The 16,868-nt window shown below is 64.9% G+C and carries 13 protein-coding genes; 8 read left to right on the forward strand and 5 right to left on the reverse strand.

Features of this window, described 5'->3' with window-relative positions; all coding sequences use genetic code 11:
• Positions 1-11: 11 nt before the first annotated feature.
• On the reverse strand, positions 12-854 hold the full coding sequence (locus ELY13_RS01220; RefSeq protein WP_126172050.1) for a DUF3298 and DUF4163 domain-containing protein: 843 nt from the start codon (positions 852-854) through the stop codon (positions 12-14).
• Positions 855-899: 45 nt separating this feature from the next.
• Between ELY13_RS01220 and ELY13_RS01225 the strand changes: the two genes are divergently transcribed.
• The 8 genes from ELY13_RS01225 to ELY13_RS01260 all read left to right on the forward strand — a co-directional run bounded on the left by ELY13_RS01225 (position 900) and on the right by ELY13_RS01260 (position 8,221).
• Complete coding sequence (locus ELY13_RS01225) at positions 900-2,282, forward strand: leucyl aminopeptidase family protein (RefSeq protein WP_126172051.1); 1,383 nt, start codon at positions 900-902, stop codon at positions 2,280-2,282.
• A gap of 82 nt (positions 2,283-2,364) precedes the next feature.
• Positions 2,365-2,724 carry an SH3 domain-containing protein gene (locus ELY13_RS01230; protein ID WP_241233480.1) on the forward strand — a complete coding sequence of 120 codons (360 nt, stop codon included), beginning with the start codon at positions 2,365-2,367 and terminating at the stop codon, positions 2,722-2,724.
• Entirely contained in the window at positions 2,724-3,650 is a 927-nt protein-coding gene (gene argC, locus ELY13_RS01235) for an N-acetyl-gamma-glutamyl-phosphate reductase (protein WP_126172052.1), read from the forward strand. Before ELY13_RS01230 ends, argC begins: the two co-directional genes overlap by 1 nt.
• 265 nt (positions 3,651-3,915) lie before the next feature.
• Positions 3,916-4,254 (forward strand): P-II family nitrogen regulator, encoded by a 339-nt coding sequence (locus ELY13_RS01240; RefSeq protein WP_126172053.1) that lies wholly within the window; start codon positions 3,916-3,918, stop codon positions 4,252-4,254.
• Between the two features lie 59 nt (positions 4,255-4,313).
• On the forward strand, positions 4,314-5,723 hold the full coding sequence (gene glnA, locus ELY13_RS01245) for a type I glutamate--ammonia ligase (RefSeq protein WP_126172054.1): 1,410 nt from the start codon (positions 4,314-4,316) through the stop codon (positions 5,721-5,723).
• A 143-nt stretch (positions 5,724-5,866) separates the two neighbouring features.
• The gene (locus ELY13_RS01250) at positions 5,867-6,490 is read left to right on the forward strand and encodes a lysozyme (RefSeq protein WP_126172055.1); all 624 of its coding nucleotides are present in this window, start codon (positions 5,867-5,869) and stop codon (positions 6,488-6,490) included.
• Between the two features lie 70 nt (positions 6,491-6,560).
• Positions 6,561-7,625 (forward strand): hypothetical protein, encoded by a 1,065-nt coding sequence (locus tag ELY13_RS01255; protein WP_126172056.1) that lies wholly within the window; start codon positions 6,561-6,563, stop codon positions 7,623-7,625.
• Between the two features lie 11 nt (positions 7,626-7,636).
• Complete coding sequence (locus ELY13_RS01260) at positions 7,637-8,221, forward strand: fasciclin domain-containing protein (protein WP_126172057.1); 585 nt, start codon at positions 7,637-7,639, stop codon at positions 8,219-8,221.
• A gap of 6 nt (positions 8,222-8,227) precedes the next feature.
• Here the strand turns inward: ELY13_RS01260 and ELY13_RS01265 are convergent, their stop codons facing one another.
• The 4 genes from ELY13_RS01265 to ELY13_RS01280 all read right to left on the reverse strand — a co-directional run bounded on the left by ELY13_RS01265 (position 8,228) and on the right by ELY13_RS01280 (position 16,830).
• Complete coding sequence (locus ELY13_RS01265) at positions 8,228-12,460, reverse strand: translocation/assembly module TamB domain-containing protein (RefSeq protein WP_126172058.1); 4,233 nt, start codon at positions 12,458-12,460, stop codon at positions 8,228-8,230.
• On the reverse strand, positions 12,460-14,544 hold the full coding sequence (locus ELY13_RS01270; protein ID WP_241233481.1) for an autotransporter assembly complex protein TamA: 2,085 nt from the start codon (positions 14,542-14,544) through the stop codon (positions 12,460-12,462). The genes ELY13_RS01265 and ELY13_RS01270 overlap by 1 nt, the downstream gene beginning before the upstream one ends.
• Before the next feature lie 61 nt (positions 14,545-14,605).
• Positions 14,606-15,457, reverse strand: coding sequence for an arginyltransferase (locus ELY13_RS01275; RefSeq protein WP_126172059.1), 852 nt, complete (start codon positions 15,455-15,457; stop codon positions 14,606-14,608).
• A 137-nt stretch (positions 15,458-15,594) separates the two neighbouring features.
• The gene (locus tag ELY13_RS01280; RefSeq protein WP_420897410.1) at positions 15,595-16,830 is read right to left on the reverse strand and encodes a threonine ammonia-lyase; all 1,236 of its coding nucleotides are present in this window, start codon (positions 16,828-16,830) and stop codon (positions 15,595-15,597) included.
• Positions 16,831-16,868: the final 38 nt, after the last annotated feature.

The following is a 16,868-nucleotide window of genomic DNA, read 5'->3' on the forward strand; positions in this document are numbered from 1 at the left end:
TTGCGAGCGCATCAGCGCAAGGTCGAAAAACTGGCCTGATACTCCGGCTTCACGCGCGCCAGCACGGCCGGGGTCACGGGCAGCGTGATTTCAAAGGTCCCTTCGGCATAAGGTCCGGCGTTGTAGGGCGGGATCAGGAAACCGATCCGGTCGAAGGTCCGTCCGTTGGACGACCCGAGGATCAGGGTCGAATTTTCGACCGGATCGATGCAGGCGCCGAAGATCTCATCCGTCTTGTCGACAGGAGAGCCGCGCTTTTCCGCGCGCTGCCGGTCCAGCTCGGCACAGAAGGATTCCCGTACCGTGTCCGAGAACGCGCTGGCGCTACCGAAGAAGTCGGTGGGCTGAAGCGCGCGGCCGGCGCGCTTGTCCCATACGAGCGAATCGAACGTGGTCATCCCGTGCGCCCCGCCCGAATAGAAGTAGGCCTGCGCCGAAAGGCTCAACCAGTCCGGCAGGTCGGCCACGACCATCCACCTGGTCTCATGGCTGTGCGGGCGGAAGGGAGACCCGCTATCCTGCATCTCGGCTCGGTCCTTGCTCGCCGCGGCAGCGAGGTTCGCCTTCGTTTCTTCAAGCCGGGTGTCGAGCAGCCGGGCAAGCCCGGGGATCGCACCCGCTTTTTCGGGATAGGCATAGGCGAAGCTGTAGGCGTCGGTTTCGGTGGAAACCGCGCGCGCGCCGTTGCCGCTTTCTCCTGCGGGTGCGCTGGCGGAGGCGCCCGATGACGAAGAGCTGGCGGTTGCCGTTGCGGTTACCGCTCTCGCTTCCGGCTCCCGCACAGGCGGGCTGTCGGCGGTTTCCCCGCATCCGCTCAGGATGATTGCCACCAGTATCGCAAAGGCGTGTCGCATCGCCTGACCTTTCCAAACGCGCCGGTTTTGGGCAAGCCCTGAAGCATGAGCATCGAAAATGACTTGATCCAGCCGGATCGCGAGCAGGAAGCCACCTCGATCCACCTTGTGGGCAAGGCCGGCCTAGCCGACTTCGTGAAAAACCTGAACCCGGCGCAGCAGGCGGCGCTCGCCGCGCAGAAGTTTTCCGGGGGCGATGGCCCGGTGGGAATCGTGTCCGACCAGGACAGCTGGTTTGCCGTCGGCGGGGTGGCCGATCCGGCGGAACTCAACAGCTGGTCGCTCGCTCCTTTGGCGGAGAGGCTACCGGCCGGAACCTACCGGATCGAAGGTGCGGAGCCCGGCCCGGCCCTGCACGGCTGGCAGATGGCGCAGTATCGCTTCACCCGGTACCGGGAGGAGACCGATTCCGTCGGCCCGCGTATCCTGCTGACCCGGCAAGTAGCCGCGATCGAAGCGGCCATCGCCGAAGCGGAAGCCGTCGCCCTGGTGCGCGATCTCGTGAACACCCCAGCCGAGGATATGGGGCCGGCCCAGCTCGAAGCCGAAGTCGAGGCGTTGGCCAGACAGTTCCGGGCCGAGGTAAAAGTGACCCGGGGTGACGGGCTGGAACAGCAGTTCCCGATGGTCCACGCGGTCGGCCGGGCCGCCGCGCGCAGTCACGCGCCGCGGATGATCGAGCTGATCTGGGGCGACGAGGATGCGCCGCGCCTGGCGGTAGTCGGCAAGGGCGTGTGCTTCGACTCGGGCGGGCTCGACATCAAGGGTTCAGCGGGAATGCTGCTGATGAAGAAGGACATGGGCGGCGCGGCCCACGCAATCGCGCTGGCCCGGCTGATCATGGGCGCAGGGCTGAAGGTGCGGCTGCACTTGCTGGTCCCGGCGGTTGAAAACGCGATCTCCGGCAACGCTTTCCGTCCGGGCGACGTGCTGAAAAGCCGCAAGGGGCTGACGGTCGAAATCGGCAACACCGATGCCGAAGGGCGGCTGATCCTGGCCGATGCGCTGGCGCTTGCCTGCGAAAGCGCCCCTGAACTGGTGATCGATTTCGCGACCCTGACCGGCGCAGCCCGCGTAGCGCTTGGCCCCGATCTTCCTGCGCTGTTCACTCGCCGGGACGAAACGGCCGAAGCGCTGACCCATGCGGGCAAGACCCATGACGACGAAGTGTGGCGCCTGCCTTTGCCCGACGCGTACCGGGAGTGGCTGAAATCCGACATCGCCGACATCAACAACAGTCCTGCCAACGGGTATGCAGGGGCCAGCGTCGCCGGATTGTTCCTCGACAAGTTCGTGGAGGACGGGATCGATTGGGCCCATTTCGATACCTTCGCCTGGCGGCCGGCCGCCAAGCCGGGTCGGCCCAAGGGGGGGGAAGCCCTGGGCTTGCGAGCGGCCTGGCACATGCTGCGGGACCGCTTCGGTTGAACGACCTCACGCGCCCTTCTTGCCCGTTCGCCTCTGCCGGTCTAATCGCGCCGGTTTCCGCACAGGAGCCGCAGGACCTCAGGTGAACAACAGCGCCGCAACACTTCAGCCGGATTCGTCGACGCATGGGCCTTACGTGCTTGCCGGACCCGCTCCCCGCCCGGCTCCCGGCACGCTGCCGCTGCGAGGCGATCTTGCACATGTCGCGCTCGCCGGGCGATATTTCGTGCCGCATTATGCGGTGCCGCAACCCCGCGCGGTCCTGACCGGCGGCGCCACCTTGCACGATGCGCCAAGCGAGAGCGCGCCCGCGATTCGCGATCTGGCGGAAGGTGAGAGCTTCGAAGTGCTCGACATCACCGGCGCCTGGGCGTGGGGCTGCCTGTCTCTGGATGGGCCGGTCGGTTACATCCGGCTCGACTTGCTGGAGGCGATCCCCTGATGGCGCAGACGGTCTTTATCGATGGAGCCGCGGGGACCACCGGGCTGGAAATCGCCGATCGGCTGGCGGGGCGGCCCGAGTTCGAGCTGATCGCGCTTCCGGAGGCCAGGCGCAAGGACGATGCGGCGCGGGCCGAAGCGCTTAACGCTGCGGATTTCGCCATTCTCTGCCTGCCCGACGACGCAGCGCGCGAAGCGGTGGCGATGATCGGCAACGACACCACCCGCGTGATCGATGCCTCGACCGCGCACCGGGTCGCGCCGGGCTGGGTCTACGGATTTCCAGAAGTGGAGGGCCGCGACGAAGTGGCCAACGCCCGGCGCGTGTCCAATCCCGGCTGTTACTCAACCGGGTTCATTGCCTTGCTGGCGCCTCTCATACGGGCCGGCCTGCTTCCTGCCGACTGGCCTTACACCTGCAACGCGGTGTCCGGCTATTCCGGCGGCGGCAAGGCGCTGATCGCCCGCTTCGAAGACGACCGGGACATCGCCTGGCGCGGGTATGCGCTCCAGCTTGGGCACAAGCACGTGCCTGAAATGCAGGCGCGGGCGGGGCTTTCCCGCTCACCCCTGTTCACTCCGGCCGTGATCCCCGCCATGCGCGGCATGGTGGTGGAGGTACCGCTGCCCCTCTCCGCGATGGAAGGGGCTGCCAGCCCCGAGGCGCTGCGGGAGGAACTGGCCCGATTCTATCAAGGCAGCCGAATTGTCCGCATGGGCGAAGAACCAGCAGACGGCGAACTGCTGCTGCGCGGATCGCGTGCGCCGACCGATGCGATGGAGCTTTCCGTGTTCGCCAGCCCGGACGGATCGCAAGCGCGATTGGTGGCCGTGCTCGACAACCTTGGCAAAGGTGCCAGCGGAGCTGCGGTGCAATCGCTCAACCTGATGGCCGGACTGCACGAGGCTGCAGGATTGCGCCTCTAGGAATGCCTGAAAAACGGGCACACCCTGCCCGGTTTTTATCCAGACCGGACGACCGGACCCGACGGAATGCCTCATGGCAGCGTCCGCACGCGATTGGCCCCTTTCGCCGGCACCGGTGATTGTCTACCCCTTGCACCACGCTCCTGGCGTGATTCTTGAGTTGGCCTGCGAACTGGCACGATTCTTGAAGGGCATTGTCAGGATTGTTCGGACAAGATCCGGCGGCGGGCAATCCGCGCGCCGGAAATTTCGCGCAGGGATGTAGGTGAAAAAGATCGAAGCCATCATCAAGCCGTTCAAGCTCGACGAAGTGAAGGAAGCGCTGCACGAAGTCGGCGTTTCCGGCATCACCGTGCTCGAAGCCAAGGGCTTCGGCCGTCAGAAGGGCCATACCGAACTCTATCGCGGCGCCGAGTACGTGGTCGACTTCCTGCCCAAGGTTAAGCTTGAGGTGGTCGTCGCGGACGAACTGGCGGAGCGAGTGGTGGAGGCGATCGCCGCGGCCGCGCAGACGGGACGGATCGGCGACGGCAAGATCTTCGTCACCCCGGTTGAATTCGCGTTGCGCATCCGCACCGGCGAAAAGGACGACGCCGCGCTCTGAACTCGCTTCGGACCCTCAGCGGGGACCGGACAAGCCAGCTATTGCAAGGAAGGAAGACAATGCCGAGTGCAAAGGAAGTCGTGCAGCGGATCAAGGACGAAGAGATCGAATGGGTCGACCTTCGCTTCACTGATCCCAAGGGCAAGTGGCAGCACCTGACCATGGTGTCGTCCCTGCTGGGCGAGGACGAGCTTGAAGAAGGCCTGATGTTCGACGGATCGTCGATCGCGGGCTGGAAGGTGATCAACGAATCCGACATGATCCTGAAGCCCGATCTGGAGGAGGTCTTCATGGATCCCTTCAGCGCGACGCCCATGATGATTGTCTTCTGCGACATCGTCGAGCCTTCGACCGGCGAACTTTACGCCCGCGATCCGCGCTCCACCGCGAAGCGCGCCGAGGCTTATCTCAAGAGCACCGGCATCGGCGACACCATCTACGTCGGACCCGAAGCCGAGTTCTTCATGTTCGACGACGTTCGTTTCTATGACGACTACAACGGCAGCGGCTTCAAGCTCGACGACATCGAGCTGCCGACCAACACCAACACCGAATACGGCGCGGGCAACATGGCCCACCGGCCGCGCGTCAAGGGCGGCTACTTCCCGGTCGCTCCCGTCGACAGCGCGACCGACATCCGTGCCGAGATGGTCTCCACCATGATCGAGATGGGCCTGCCGTGCGACAAGCACCACCACGAGGTGGCCGCGGCGCAGCATGAGCTGGGTCTGACGTTCGGCACGCTGGTGCAGACGGCCGACCGGATGCAGATCTACAAGTACGTGGTGCACATGGTCGCGCAGGCTTACGGCAAGACCGCGACCTTCATGCCGAAGCCGATCAAGGGCGACAACGGATCGGGCATGCACACGCACATGTCCATCTGGGAAAACGGCAAGCCGACCTTCGCCGGCAACGGCTACGCCGGCTTGTCCGATGCCTGCCTGTACTTCATCGGCGGCGTCATCAAGCACGCCAAGGCGCTGAACGCGTTCACCAATCCCGGTACCAACAGCTACAAGCGGCTGGTTCCCGGGTTCGAAGCACCGGTCCTGCTTGCCTATTCTGCGCGCAACCGTTCGGCATCCTGCCGGATTCCCTACGGTGCGGGCGAAAAGGCCAAGCGCGTCGAGTTCCGCTTCCCCGATGCGCTGGCGAACCCCTACCTCGCTTATGCCGCGCTGCTGATGGCCGGCCTCGACGGGATCCAGAACAAGATCCATCCGGGCGATCCGATGGACAAGAACCTTTACGACCTGCCGCCGGCAGAGCTCGCCCTGGTTCCGACCGTCTGCGCGTCCCTGCGCGAAGCCCTGGAGTCGCTGCAGGCAGACCATGAGTTCCTGCTGCGCGGCGACGTCTTCTCCAAGGATCAGGTCGACGCCTATCTCGACCTGAAGTGGGAAGAAGTGCTGCGCTGGGAGATGACCCCCAGCCCGGTTGAGTACGACATGTACTACAGCGCCTGATCGCCGGTTATACGGCACAGGAAGGGCGTTCGGAGCGATCCGGACGCCCTTTTTTTTGGCTGCCCGGTTGCGGCTGCAAAAACAGCTCTTTCCTACGCTTTATCCAGGTTCCTAGCGTGCTCCTCGACTCGCAGGAGACGATCATGAATCCGAAGCCGATCTTCGATACTGTCCGCGTTCTTCTGGGGCGCGGCTTCAGTCAGGATGAAGTGCACGCGCTGGATGCTGCCATCGAGCAGGCCTTGGCCGTCTTGCCGAACTCCGTGGCGCCCGCTTCCCCGCCTGAAGCCGGTACGGCTTCCCGCACCGTGGGTGCCGGCGGCCTCAAGCTCATCCAGAAATGGGAAGGCTGCGCAAAACGGCGCGCGGACGGACGGTTTGAAGCCTATCCCGATCCCGGCAGCAAGGACGGACATCCCTGGACGATCGGCTGGGGCTCCACCGGTTCGGACATCCGGCCGGGCGTCGTCTGGAACCAGGAGCAATGCGACGAGCGGTTCCTGCAGGAGCTTCAACGCTACGTCGATGAAGTCGCGCGGACGATCGGCGATGCGCCGACGAGCCAGAACCAGTTCGATGCCCTGGTGTCGTTTCACTACAACACCGGGAAGATTGCGACTGCCACGCTGACCCGAAAGCACAAGGGGGGCGATTTCGCCGGCGCCCGGGCTGAATTCGGCAAATGGATATTCAATGATGGCAAGCCGATGCAGGGCTTGCGCAATCGCCGGGCGGATGAGGCGAGGCTCTACGCCTCTCCAGACTGAAACGCTGCGATGCCTTGGGCGGGAACCGTGCCGTTCGCCGGAGGGTTCTGACCCAAAGGAGTAGAGTTTCATGCGCAAGTTGCTGCTGGGGGCCGCCCTCGCGCTGGCCGTCGGCACTGCTCAGGCGGCCCCGGAGAACGGCAAGAACAAAAGCGCCGGAGAGGACGTGCAAGGCCCAGCCATGGAGGAAAGGGCTGAGCCGAACGCCGAGCGTTCGCCGCCTGCCGCCGCACCTGATCGCGGCAGCAGGGGGCCCGGCACCGTTTCACCCGCCAGCCGCAGTCCGCGCGGAAATCCCCCCGTTGCCGACACTGACGCGCCACGACCTCGCCAGAACGGCCCCGTTGGCCGAGAGAATGCTTCCGCGATCCCCGCCGCGGCAGCCGAAGCCGGGCCAGCGGTCAGGCCGCCTGTAACGCGCCCGCCGCGCCGCGGCCGCGATGAGCAGCGGCTGAGACAAGCGCGTCGGATCGCCACCGAGCCGGCCTCCATCGACGTGAATGGAAACCGCTATTTCTCGCTGAAGGGCACACGCCTTGGGTACGATCCCGGAGTATCGCGTCCCACCCCCCTGATCGGCGGCTGCCCTCCAGGGTTGACCAACGAGCGAACCGGATGCCTGCCGCCCGGACAGGCGCGTTCCCGTTCCTGGGTATCGCTGGAGCCGAAGTGGTGGGGACTTGCCGAGTTGGATGGCCGTTACGTCTATCACGACGGCTATCTTCTGCGCCGCAGCGGGGACCGCGTCACCGGTTACGTGCCACTGCTGGGAGGCGCGCTTTCGGTCGGCAATGGCTGGCCATCCTCGTACCAGCCGGTGGAGATGCCCGACTACTACGTCGATCTGTACGCTTTGGGCTCGAGTACGGATTACCGTTACGCCAACAACGTAATCTATCGGATCGAACCCCGGAGCAGCGCGATCACCTCCATCGCGGCGATGCTGACAGGCGATCGCTTCGCCATTGGGGAAAAGGCCCCGCCCGGGTATGATCTTTACAATATTCCGGTGGGCTACCGGGACCACTATATCGATCGGGCGAACGCCGTCTACCGTTACAGCGACGGCTACATCTACGAGATAGATCCGGCCACTCGGCTGGTCAGGGCCGCGATCGAACTGATGGCGAATTGAGGAGAGGACGCGTGCAGGCAGGACGAACAGCGCTGCGGCTCGCAACTCTGCTGGGAGCGGTCGCGCTTGGTGGGCTGGGCGGCTGTTCGGATAACGATGACGAGAGCACGATCGAGAAGCCGGTCATGGCTGTCGTGCATTCCCGCGAGACTCTGGCGGCGGAAATCGCCGAAGCGCCCCAACTGCAGGTTCTGTCCGACGTGCTGGACGATACCGGCCTGATGCAGCTGTTCAACGGGGTCGGATCCTACACGATCTTCGCGCCGGAGGATGCGGTCTTCGTCCGACTTGCGGATCAAGGCACGTGGCTGCGCGAGCCGGAACAGCGCCCACTGATCGCGGCTGTCCTGCGCGACCATATCGTGCCCGGCTACCTGACGCCGGACGACATCGAGGCGGCACTGGTCGATAAGGACATGGTGGAGATCCAGACCATGGGGGACCGCACGCTGCGCTTCACCCGCGACCCCAGCGGGATCCTGATAAGCACGGAAAACGGCTCCGTGGTACGCATCAGCGGAGCTGCGAAGCAGGGGAGCAACGGAGTCGCCATCCCGGTGACCGGATTGCTAAAGACGGTTCCGCCCGTCTCCTGATCAGGCTCAGTAGTCCTTCCTGTACGCGGCCGCGACGCTTTCACGGCCGATCGACGAAACCGTCGCGAGAAGCGAAAGCCAGCCGGTAATCCGGTATTCCACCGATGTCGCGTTATAGCCACGCCCGTCCGTGATGATCTCCGCATAGAGCCGGCGCCCGAAGTTCTTGCCCAGCGCCACCGCAGTTTCACGATCCAGCGCCGGGTCGGCGGGAACGAGCCGCAAGCGATCGAGCCCGATGGCCTCCCGCAGCTTGTTGATCGGATCCAGTCCGCCGCCGCCGCGCAGGGACGCAAGCGCCGCCCCCAGTTGCAGGGCGTCGGTGGCGGAAAGGTTGCTGATCGATCCGCCGAACAGAAGCCGGGCCAGAATCTCTTCTTCCGGCAGCGAGGGCGTCGAGGAGAATTCGATGTCCGGCTGCAAGGCGCTGCCGGTGACAGATACGGCCACCGCGAGATCGTTTACCTGCGTCTCGGCCAGAATGTCGATGCGGGGATCGATCGGCACGCTTTCGTCGAAGGCAATCCGCCCACGGGTGATATCGAACCGTGTGCCGGCGAACGAGTAGAAGCCCTGGCGTGGAATCACCTCTGCCCCACCGCCGATGCGAGGATCGTCGGTCGTGCCGCGCAGGCGGATTTCGGCGCTCCATTCGCTGTCGAGACCCATGCCGTCGACCTCGATATCGTCATTGGCGGAAGCGTTGATCAGGAACCGCCACGGCGCCCCCGGTGCGGTCGGCGGGCTCAGATCCTCCGGCATATTGATTTCCCGGGTCCGGATGCTCGGCAGGTCCTCCGCCGCGACGGCCCCGCCCAGCTGCCAGTACGCCTTGTCGATCCGCAGACGCCCGGCGATGGTACCGCCGATACCGGTCGAAACGATCCGGAGCGGCCCGGTAACCGTTGCTTCCATGCCCGGGCGATCGAGGATTTCGGCGTTCACTGCAGCCGCGCGAATATCCAGCTGCGGTCCGCGCCCCGCCCCCAGATTGGACAAGTCGACCGTGCCGCTGCCGGTCACCGTGCCGCCATTCGGCGCTACCCCGCTGAACCGGGTGAGTTGGAGCCGTGACCCGGAGAAGCGTCCCCGTGCGTCCACGTCCCGCAGGCTTGTACCGGTCAGGGAACTCACCACGCGCAGATCGTCGCCGGCGAGCGATCCGCTGACTTGCGGATTCTGCAGGCTGCCGCGAATATCTGCGGCCACGTCGATGTTTCCGGTGATATCCAGAATGTCTACGGCTGCAAGGCGCCACAAGGCGTCGGTCGGGCCGTCGTAACGCAGCTGGGCGAAGAGACTGCCCGCCTGAAGTCTTTCCATCAGGGAGCCGGTCGCGGGCAGGTTCGCGATACGGCCCTGGAACCGTCCGCGTGTGCCGCTTTCGTCGGTCATCAAGGCGCGAGCCTGCAGCACATCGGGCGAAAGATCGGCCACCAGCGCGAGGTCGATCGGCCGGGAGGACAGGGTCAGCCCGGAACGGGAGAGCCCTTCTACCAGGAGGCGCGCTTCTCCCGTCGGGAGGCCGTTGGGGCCTGTCTGGAATTCGATCACCCCCGATGCAGTCCCGCCCAGGCCGAGATCGCCTGCGAAAATATCGACTACCGACAGGGGCACTTCAGCCAAAGCCACCCGCCCGCTTGCCGGTGCGTCACCGCCGAACCGGCCTTCCGCGATCAGGTAGCCGCCGGCGAAGGAGACCTGAGTCTTCTGCAGTTCCCAGCCACCATCCTCAGTCCGCAGCAGAACCGCGCGCCGCGGCATCGAGATCGGCCGGCCCGCATAGGTTCCGCGTATGGCAGCCGCAATCCGGTCCGGTGTGGCCGTGCCGGTCAGCTGCAGCCGGAACGGAGTCTCACCGCGTCGCCCGATCAGCGATCCGTCGAAGGTGCCGCGTCCGTTGCGGTACTCTCCCGTCGCGGCAAGGCGGCTGATGTAGAGCGATCCATACTCGACGCCTTCGGCGCGAACGGTGCCTTCCACGACAGTGTTCGTGCCGATGACGCCGGTCAATTCGGCCGTCCCACTCCGGATGGTTAGCGGAGTGGCTCCACCGAAGCGGGCGTTGTCGGCGACGAGCCGGGCATCGAAGCCCTGCCCGCCGGGCCGCGGAATGAGCTCGACCGTACCGTCGACCCCGCCCCCGACAAGACGCAGCGTGCCGGCGACTCCATCGTCCACCAGCGTGATGTCTCCGGTGACCAGCGTATCGGAGACCTCAAGCCGCTCGATCGATACGCGTGTCGGTCCGCCTTCCGGAGCGTAGAGGTTGAACAAGCCGCTGAACGGCCCGAGCATCGACTGGCCTTCCGCCTCGATGCGGAAGCCGTCACCGCTTGGCGAAAGCGCCACGCGGACATCGCGCAGCCCTGCCGCAGGCAGGGGGTTTTCGAACACGAGCACCGCGCGCGGGCCGTCTTCGGCCATCTCCGCCTCGACAGTAAACGCGCCATATTCCACGTGCCGCCCGCGCCCGGTGATCCTTACTTCCCCGTCGACGACTTGTGCATCGAGCTGAAGCTGAAGCTTGCTTCCGGTCAATTCGACATTGTCGAGGACGATCGGCTGTCCGGCGCCGAGCGCTACTTTCCCCCGGAAGCGGATGTTCTCGCCGGCGAGGTTGGCGAGCGTAGCGTTCGTCACCTGGGTCAGGCGTCCCGCCACGTTGGCCCTGAGCGCCCAGGGAGTGTCGCTGCCGATCCGGAAAGCGATCCTGCCGTTCAGATCGACGACACCCACGTTCTCAACCGGGAACCCACGCACGTCCACCGGTCCGCTCAATTGGTAGAGACCGCGCGACAGATCGCCGTCGAGCGCCAGATTAGCGCGCAGCCCCGGGAAGGCGATCGCCAGTCCTTCGGAGACGAGCCTGTCTCCGGTGTAGACCAGCAGGCCGGTTATCCGCCCGTTTACCAGTCGGGGATCGGCCAGTTCGTTTCCGGTGACGATCCGCTGGACGGCAGCGTTTATCGGCAGGGCCAGACGAGAGCCGGTGTAGACCGCCACCCCTTTCTGCACGACATCGACCAGGATGGTGCCGCCAAGATCCGCCCGGGCGACGTAAAGTTCATGCGGGATGGTCAGATTGCGGAACGCGCCGTCGAGCACCGCCTCGAGCCGGGCGTCCTCCAGTTCCACGTTCGGCCCGAAGAGATCGGGATCGAGCAGGCGTGCCTCGACCCGGACTTGCCGGACCCGGTTGTTCGCCAGGTCCACCCATCCGCGCACATCGGCGCTGACACCCTCTCCGCGCACGGAAACGCCGCCAGCCAGAACGCTGTTCTGCAGCGTCCCCACGGCGGCGACGGAGACCACGCTGCCCAGTGCGTCGGCCGGCAAGCCGCTGACATAGCCGTCCGTCGCCACTTGGCCTACGATCTTGTAGCGTCCCGCGGTTTCGTAGAGCTTCAGCGCGGCAAGCCGGGCGCCGCCCTGGTTTACCACCAGTGCGCCAGTCCATTCCTGCCAGGTGCCATCCCCGGCCGCGTGGATCCGCAAATCCTCCCTCGCGCCGGTAAGCTCGGCCAGCAAGCCGCCTTGCGGGGCGACATAGTCCAGTTCGAGATCGAAGACGTTCCCATCCGGCTCGGCATGGACAAGCGCGGTGAAGCGATCTCCGCCGCCGAGTTGTCCGGCGGCATCGATATAGACGAGGCCGTCCGTGACGTTCGCGCTCGCACGAAAGTCGATGATCCGCTCTTCCCCGATGACGCCGCGGGCGATGCGCAAGTCATCGACCACGAAGTGATCGACCCGAATATCGAAGTTCGGCAGGGTGGGGGCATTGGGATCGCCGGGGTTCAATTCCGGAGCGGCGAGCAAGGTCCCCTCGTGCAGCACCAAATAACGCAGGTCGAGGCCGCTGAAGAAGAAGCTGAAGGGCCGCCAGTCGAGATCGATTTCCGGGACTTCCAGGAACAGCGTATCGTTCGCGTCGTAGAACTGCGCGCCGTGGAGCGTCGCGCTCCACAGGACCGAACCCTCGATCCTACCGACCCGGACCGTCAGGCCCGATGCCGGGGCGAACTTCGCGATTTGTTCGACGATCAGCTGTCGGCCAGGTGAGGTGTGCAGATAGGCAACCGCGGCCAGCATCAGCGCGACGACACCCAGCAGGAATATACCCAGCCACCGCAGAATGCGCAGAGGAAGCGACCGCTTCCGGGGCTTTTCGGGCTCCGCTGCCTCTTCTCCCGCGCGGGGATCGATTACCAGTTCCGGGGCATCGGTTTCGCTCATCAGAAAGCCTGCCCGAGGCCGACGTAAACCCCGACCGGAGCATCGTACGGCCCCGGATTGAGCGGGATGCCGACATCGACGCGGATCGGGCCGAAGCCGGTGAGATAGCGCATGCCGACGCCCGCGCCGATCTTGATTTCGTCAAAGGTCGGCGTCGGGCTGGTACTGACGGAGCCTGCATCGATGAACGGCACGATCGACACGGCACCGTCCAGCAGGCCGGTCTGAATCCGGCCTTCCAGCGAAAGCTCGGTCACGGATCGGCCGCCACTCGGCTCTCCCAATTCGTTGCGCGGTCCGATCGCCTGATACCCGTAGCCGCGAACCGATCCACCGCCACCGGCATAGAAACGCCGTGACGGAGCGATCGCGCTGATCGGCGCGCCGGGGATGCTGCCGAACCGCACGCGTCCCGCGAGGATCACCTTCTCGCTCATCTGCCGGTAGTAGGCTGCATCCACCCGGCTGCGCAGGTAGAAACTTTCCGCGCCGCCAGTGTGCGATATCTCGGGTGAAAGCATGCCGCCGACCCGGAACCCCTCGGTCGGGTTCAGCAGGTCGTCCGACGTGTCGATCTGGGCCTGCAGGGGAATCGCGGCGACGAAATAGGTCTGGTACGGCTGCTGCGGCAAGTCATCGACCCTCGGCGGCCGTTCCTTGCTCGCGACGAGTTCAAGCCCGACCGACCAGGTCAAGGACTTCTGATAATAGAGGGTGTTGACCCGCCCGTAGCTGGCGATGAACGACAGTCTCTGTGAATCGTAGGCCTGGCTGTCGATCGTCGTCGCATAGGCATCGAGAGTCAGGATCCTGTCGCGCCCGCCGAAGTTGCTCTTGCGGAACAGGACGCCGAGCAACTGCTCCTGGGTACCCGCGATGACGCGCGCCCGTACCATGCCTTCAGGCGGGAACAGGTTCCGGTGTTCCCAGCTCGCCTCGGCCCGGAAACCTTCCCCGGTGCCATAGCCAATGGATCCGGCAATGGTCCTGAGCTCCGCGGGCGTGATGCCCACCTCAAGATTCACCGTGCCGGGGTCGCCCGCGCTCGGCTCTTCGGCCACGACCGGGGTGACGGTGACGCTGGAGACGATCCCGGTGGCAAGCAGCGCCTGCCGCAAGTCGAGTTCAAGGCTGCGCTGGTAGGTATCGCCGGGATCGAACCGCGCGATGGTGGCAAGATGCTCGCTGGACAGGAAATCCGGCATGTCGCTGATCACCCGGCCGAAGGCATACTTGCCGCCCGGCGTAACGGGCAGGACGAGGTCGCCCATGTCCGTTGCATGGTCGATCAGCAGTTCGGGTTCTTCTATCTCCGCGAAGGGATAGCCATTCTCACCGAGCGCTTCGTCCAGATCATAGCGCTCCTCGACGATCTTGTCGGCCAGGATCGGGTCGCCTGCCTCGATTTCGAAGGCGTTGCGCAGCAGCGGGTAGTCTTCACCCGCTTCGTCCAGCGCCCCGAGATCGACTTCGGAGAACGTGTACTGCGTGCCGGGCATGACATCGAAGCGCACGCTTGGGGCGGTTTCGGCAGGTTCTTCCACACCAGCAACTTCAGCCGTCCTGCGGACGACCTGGCCTTCGTAGTAGCCGTAGATCCGGAGCAGGCGCTCCAGCAGGTCCTGGTCCGCCTGGGCTTGAGCAGCCAGCCGGGCGGTGACGTTCTCATCCTCCAGCTGCTCGATGGTCGAAAGCGAACGGAAGCGGCTGACGAATTCGTCTCGTTCTGGAAACAGGGTATCGTCGGATGGGAAGACGAGAGCGAGCTCGTTGGAAATCTCGACCTCGAAGCCATCTTCGAGGCCCAGTGCGGCCGGCCCTTCGATCCCCAGGTCAGCAAACTGGATGTCGTCCTCGGCATCGAGGGGCGCGAGCAGCGGCAGCTCGGTTTCCTCGGGCCATGGCACAGTGACCAGCGGCATTTCGGCCAGCGGCGAATTCGCCTGGACTTCAGGGGGGGCGTCCTCGAGCACCTCCACTTCGGGAGGCGAGCCCTGCTGCGCCCATTCCACCGGATTTTCCACCGCGGAATCGGGAATCAGCTCCTCCAGCCGGGAAGCGGCGTCCGGGTCCTGCGCGCTCACCGGCCCGGCTAGAACCGTGGATGATGCCGCAAGAACGGCAGCGATGACCCCGGTGAGCCGGTCAGCCCAGATCGTATTGCTTCTGGCCGCCAGGCGTCCCGTCCTTCCCGCTCCCGCCCACCGGCAGAGTCCGGCCGGAATGGTGCCCGGATGCGGCAGCAATAAGCGTGTCCTGTTCGGCATCGGAGAACCGCAACCATCCATTGGGTCCAAGCCGCTCGACCGGACGATAGCGGATCTTGTACTGCATCCGCTGCGAACCTTCGACCCAATAGCCAAGATAGACATAAGGCAGGCCCGCTTCGGCAGCCCGGCGGATATGATCCAGGATGATGAAGTTCCCAAGCCCGTCGCGCGCCCCATGCTCCGGGTCGTAGAAGCTGTAGATCATCGACAACCCGTCCCCCTGCCGATCGGTAAGGCACGCCCCGATCAAGCGTCCCGGTTGCCCGTCTACGGAAGGTTCCCTGTACTCGATCACAAAGCTCGAGACGGCGGTGTGTTCCACCATGTCGGCATAATCGATTTCGTCCATCGCGGCCATGCCGCCGCCTGGATGACGGACCGTGAGATAGCGCTGCAGCAGCTCGAACTGTTCCGCTGTGGCCCATGGCTGGCATTCGGAAACGACAAGATCCGAATTGCGCCGCAGGCTCCGGCGCTGGCTGGAGGAAGGCTTGAATTCGCTCGCCACCACGCGCACCGAAACGCACGCATGGCACTGCACGCAGCTGGGGCGATAGGCGACCGTCTGACTGCGACGAAACCCGATCCGCCCAAGCGCATCGTTGAGCTGCTCGGCATGACGGCCCTTCAGCTCAGTGAAGACCTTCCGCTCCGTCCGTCCGGCAAGATACGGGCACGGCGCAGGGCTCGTCACATAGAAGCGGGGGAAACGAACTGGGGCCGTCACGGGACTGGCGGTCTCTCTTTCAATCAGTTCCGGGCCAACGAATCACGATCTCTGGCACCGGTGTGGGACTCAGCCATTACGATAGCCGTATCTTGGGGCAAAAGCAGGATTAAATCCATCCGGGAAAGTGCCGAGGCTCAGTTAAGCTCCACATGGCCGACGGAGTAGCCCTTGGCCCTCAAGGCGTCGATCAGCGCATCGAGCTGGAAGCGATCGCGCGCCTCGCATTCGATGTCGGTCACCAGCCCCTTGGCGGGCAAGGTGGTGAAGATCCGCTGGTGATAGATCTCGATGATGTTGACCTGGTGCCGGTCGAATTCGCGCATCACCTTGAACAAGGCACCAGGACGATCCTGCAGGGTGATCCGAAGGCGCGCCAGTCGGCCTGAACGGGCAAGGTCGCGAAGCAGCACGTTTGCAAGCAGGCGGGTATCGATGTTCCCGCCGCACAGGACAATCCCGACATTGCGGCCGGCGAACAATTCCTTGTGGCTGCAGACGGCGGCCAGCCCGGCCGCGCCGGCCCCTTCGACCACGGTCTTTTCTATCTGCAACAGCAGCGCGACGGCGCTTTCCAGCGCCGGCTCATCGACCAGCGCAATATCGTCCAGCAGCTTCGCCAGTGCCCCGCCGGTAAAAACCCCCGGCTCCTTCACGGCAATGCCTTCAGCCAGGGTATCGCCGCCGCAAGGCAGGTCCGTGCCCTTCAGGCGATTGTAAAGCGATGGGTACAGCTTCGCCTCGACGCCGATCAGCCCGACATCGGGCTTTAACGCCCGCGCCACCGTGCCCACGCCCGTGGCCAGCCCGCCGCCGCCGATCGGCAGCGCCAGCATGTCGATCTCGGGCGCATCCTCGAACATCTCGAGTGCGACGGTCCCCTGCCCGGCTGCAATCGCCGGATCGTCGAACGGATGCACGAAGGTGAGCCCAAGCTCCTTCTCCAGCTTGCAGGCGTGGGCGGCAGCATCGTCGAAGGTCTCCCCTTCCAGCACCACCTTGCCGCCGACTTGCTCGGTCTGCATCACCTTCACCATCGGCGTGGTGCGCGGCATCACGATGGTGACGGGTACGCCCAGCCGGGTGCCGTGATAGGACAAGCCTTGCGCGTGATTGCCGGCGGACGCGGCGATTACCCCCCGGTCGCGCTGCGTCTTGTCCATCACCAGCAGCTTGTTCAGCGCCCCGCGTTCCTTGTAGGATGCGGTGAACTGCAGGTTCTCGAACTTCAGCCAGATCTGCGCCCCAGTGATCTCGGAAAGAGTGCGGCTGTGCATCGTCGGCGTGCGCACCAGCGCGCCGGACACGCGCTGGGCCGCTGCCCTCACGTCATCGATCGTGACGGTCGGCTCGAGAGTCTGGGTATCGCTCATCATGCGCGGCCTATCGGAAAATGCGGTGCAAGGGAAAC

This window comes from Altericroceibacterium xinjiangense (genome assembly GCF_003958635.1).
Lineage (GTDB): Bacteria > Pseudomonadota > Alphaproteobacteria > Sphingomonadales > Sphingomonadaceae > Altericroceibacterium_A > Altericroceibacterium_A xinjiangense.